The sequence below is a fragment of the Stenotrophomonas sp. 05L44_2 genome (genome assembly GCF_056665995.1).
Map to the genome: position 1 here is coordinate 1 of NZ_JBFTNR010000391.1, position 3,983 is coordinate 3,983.

Consider the following 3,983-nt stretch of genomic DNA (forward strand, 5'->3'; position numbering starts at 1 on the left):
CTCATGAAGCGGTCCACGCCCAGGATCAGCGCCATGCCGGCCACCGGCACTTCCGGCACCACCGCCAGGGTGGCGGCCAGGGTGATGAAGCCGGCACCGGTGACGCCGGCAGCGCCCTTGGAGCTGAGCATCGCCACCAGCAGCAGCGCGATCTGGTGGCCCAGGGTCAGCTCGGTGTTGGTGGCCTGSGCGATGAACARCGCGGCCAKSGTCATGTAGATGTTGGTGCCGTCCAGGTTGAACGAGTAMCCGGTGGGSACCACCAGGCCGACCACCGACTTGCTGCAGCCGGCACGTTCCATCTTCTCCATCAGCGACGGCAGCGCCGACTCCGACGACGAGGTGCCCAGCACCAGCAGCAGCTCGGCCTTCAGGTAACGGGCCAGCTTGAACACCGAGAAGCCACACAGGCGGCAGACCACGCCCAGGATCACGGCAACGAACAGGAACGCGGTGAGGTAGAACGAGCCGACCAGCCAGGCCAGGTTGACCAGCGAGCCGACGCCGTACTTGCCGATGGTGAAGGCGATGGCACCGAAGGCACCGATCGGCGCGGCCTTCATCAGGATGTGCACCAGCTTGAACACCGGCGCGACCAGCGCTTCCAGGAAGTTCTGGATCGGCTTGCCCTTCTCGCCCACCGAGGCCAGCGCGATGCCGAACAGCACCGCCACGAACAGCACCTGCAGGATGTTGCCGTCAACGAAGGCGCTGATCAGCGTCTTCGGGATGATGTCCATCAGGAAGCCGACCAGGGTCAGGTCGTGCGACTTCTCGACATAGCTGTGCACCGCGGTCTGGTCCAGCTCGGCCGGGTTGATGTTCATGCCGGCGCCGGGCTGCACCACGTGCGCCACGATCATGCCGACGATCAGCGCCAGCGTGGAGAAGAACAGGAAATACGCCATCGCCTTGGCGAACACCCGGCCCACCGTGCGCAGGTGGGTCATGCCGGCGATGCCGGTGACGATGGTCAGGAAGATCACCGGGGCGATGATCATCTTCACCAGGTTGATGAAGGCATCGCCGAGCGGCTTCATCTTCTCGCCGATCAGCGGCTCGTAGTGGCCGAGGACAGCACCCAGGACGATCGCCACGATCACCTGGAAATACAGTTGGCGGTAGAGCGGCAACGGCTTGCTGGGCACCGGCGCAGCGGTCGGGATGTGCATGGCGGACTCCGGAAGGGGCGTTTTCAGGCACGTACGGCCCCGGAAATGCACGGGAACCGTTACCGTGGAAACTGACCGCACGCCCCGTGACTGCAGGCGCAGGGGTGCGACCAATGGACGCCTTTGTACGCGCCGGGCACGCCAGCGCAGATAACCTATTGGTACTAGCCCCCCGGTTCAGGTGGCTGCGCTGCCTACACTGGCGCCGCACCCCTGATCGCGGGGACGCCGGTGGCCCGACCTGAACGGCCGGGCGCGTCATTGCGAAAGTTCCGGCCATCGCGGCCGTTGTTGTCCTGTCCACACGCAATCCGAGAGAGCCGCACCACCCATGCGCCCGATTCCCACCTTGCTGGCCCTTTCCCTGGCCGCCCTCCCCGCCTTCGCATCCGCTGCGGATTTCGACAACTGGCCGACCAAGTACGCCTTCGGCGACGGCACCGAGCTGGCCGCTACCGCCAACATCGCCTACGACTACAACGACTTCTCGTCCGCCAGCGGCATCGAGGATGACGATGCGGTGCGTCGCAAGGAGTTCGGCGCGACCCTGAAAAAGAAGGGTGTGTACGACGCGATGGTCTACTACGACTTCCAGGCCGATACCTGGCTGGACGTGTTCGTGCGCTTCGAGAGCAAGGCGTTCTTCGGCCGCGATGTCGGCCGCTTCCGCTTCGGCTACATGAAGACCCCGGTCGGCCTGGATGCCAACACCTCCTCGCGCGCCGGCAGCTTCCTGGAAACCGCGCTGCCCGTGCAGGCGTTCTACGCAGGCCGCCGCACCGGCGTGGAATGGGTGCTGGAGCGTCCGCAGTACCTGCTGCAGGCCGGCGCCTATGGCGGCAAGGACCTGCAGGGCGACAACCCCGGCACCACCCAGGCGGTGCGTGCGGTGTGGACGCCGGTGAAGGCACCGGGCGATGTGATCCACCTCGGCCTGGCCTATTCGCAGGAAAATCCGCGCGGTTACCACGATGGCCGCGACGTGCACCACGAAGCCAGCGCGCGCCTGCGGGCCCGTCCGGAAGCCGGCCTGACCGACATCCGCCTGGTCGATTCGGGGGCGCTGGTCACCGCCGACCAGATCCGCCGCACCGGCCTGGAAGGCATCTGGATCCGCGGTCCGTTCTCGCTGCAGGCCGAAGCGCTGCAGGCCACCGTCACCCGCAATGATGGCAAGCCCGACTACACCGGCCACGGTCAGTACGCGATGGCCAGCTGGGTGCTGACCGGCGAATCACGCCCGTACAACGCCGGCGCCGTTGCCAACATCAAGCCGGCGCACGACTACGGTGCGGTGGAACTGGTGGCCCGCTACAGCCGCCTGGACCTGGACGACGGCAGCATCCTCGGTGRCCGCCAGCACGACCTGACCCTGGGCGCGAACTGGTACCTGACCAGCCACTTCAAGTTCCAGGCCAACTACGTGAAGGTCGACGCCAGCCGTCGCGGTGTGCGCAGCACCCCGGAGATCTTCGAACTTCGCGCGCAGATGCACTTCTGATCCCTTCCACGCGTCAGATCCCGGCGGGCGTGCATGCCACGCCCGCCGGCCCTGCGTAGACTGCCGCCATGTACTGGCTCAGCCGACACCGCCTGCAGTTGCTGACTATTCTGGTGATGGTGGCCGGCACCGTGCTGTGCGCGGCCGCCGCAGGCCACTACGCCTGGCGTCGCGCGCTGGGCACCGAAAGCGCGCAGGTGCAGCGGCAGCTGCAGCTGTATGGCCAGGGCCTGCAACAGCGCATCGACCGGTTCGGCACCCTGCCGCAGGTGATGGCGCTGGACCCGGACCTGCTGCATGCACTGCAGGTGCCGCCCCAGCCCGCCGAGCGGCAGCGCCTGAACCTCAAACTGCAGCGCGCCAACCAGGTTACCCGCACCTCGACACTGACCCTGGTCGGCCGCGATGGCGTGGCCGTGGCCGCCAGCAACTGGGACCAGCCGACCAGCAACGTCGGCGAGGATTACAGCTACCGTCCGTACTACCAGCAGGCGCTGGCCCATGGTCGTGGTCGCTTCTACGGCATCGGCATGACCACCGGCGTGCCCGGCTACTTCATGTCCGAGGCCATCCTCGATGCCGACAGCCAGCGCATCGGCGTGATCGTGATCAAGATCGAGCTGTCGGCACTGGAACAGGAATGGTTGAACAGCCCGGACGTGGTGCTGACCAGCGACAACCACGACGTGGTGTTCCTGGCCAACCGCGATGCCTGGCGCTACCGCCTTCTGCGTCCGCTCGGCACGGAGGAACGCCGCGAGATGCGCGCGGCGCGGCAGTATGCCGACCGCTCGCTGCAGCCGCTGCGCGTGCGCACCGAAGATGTGCTGGCCGATGGCGGCCGCATGGTGCGCCTGCTCGACCCGGCACTGCCGCAGGCGATGCTGTGGCAGACCCTGGCGCTGCCCGACGAAGACTGGAGCCTGCACCTGCTGCACGACGCCAGCGCGGCCACCAGCGCCGGCCGCGGCGCGGCAGTGGCCGGCGCCGCCGCTTGGCTGGCGCTGGGTTTCCTGGTGCTGTTCGTGCAGCAACGGCGTCGCCTGTCCAAGCACCGCCAGCGCAGCCGGCGTGAACTGGAAACCCTGCTCAAGCAGCATGCACAGGAACTGCGGACCGCCCAGGACGGCCTGCTGGAAGCCGCGACCGATGCAGACGTTGGCTTGAGCCGCAGCCTCGAACATCTGCCGCAGGGCGTGGTGGTGATCGACAAGGAACAGCGTCTGGTCGCGTGGAATTCGCGCTATCTGGAATTGTTCCGCTTCCCGGCGGGACTGGTGCGGGTGGGCCGCCCGATCGAGGAACTGTTC

3 protein-coding genes are annotated in these 3,983 nt (G+C 67.1%); 2 read left to right on the forward strand and 1 reads right to left on the reverse strand.

The annotated features are described in order from the left end of the window. A partial coding sequence (locus tag AC1VAN_RS14150; protein WP_480986020.1) for a dicarboxylate/amino acid:cation symporter occupies positions 1 to 1,172 on the reverse strand: 1,172 nt, incomplete at its 3' end. A 331-nt stretch (positions 1,173 to 1,503) separates the two neighbouring features. Here AC1VAN_RS14150 and AC1VAN_RS14155 point away from each other — a divergent pair. Together AC1VAN_RS14155 and AC1VAN_RS14160 are read left to right on the forward strand one after the other, a co-directional pair. After that, the gene (locus AC1VAN_RS14155) at positions 1,504 to 2,673 is read left to right on the forward strand and encodes an OprO/OprP family phosphate-selective porin (protein WP_480986021.1); all 1,170 of its coding nucleotides are present in this window, start codon (positions 1,504 to 1,506) and stop codon (positions 2,671 to 2,673) included. A gap of 68 nt (positions 2,674 to 2,741) precedes the next feature. Further along, positions 2,742 to 3,983 (forward strand): cache domain-containing protein (locus AC1VAN_RS14160; RefSeq protein ID WP_480986022.1); only part of this gene is annotated, 1,242 nt, incomplete at its 3' end.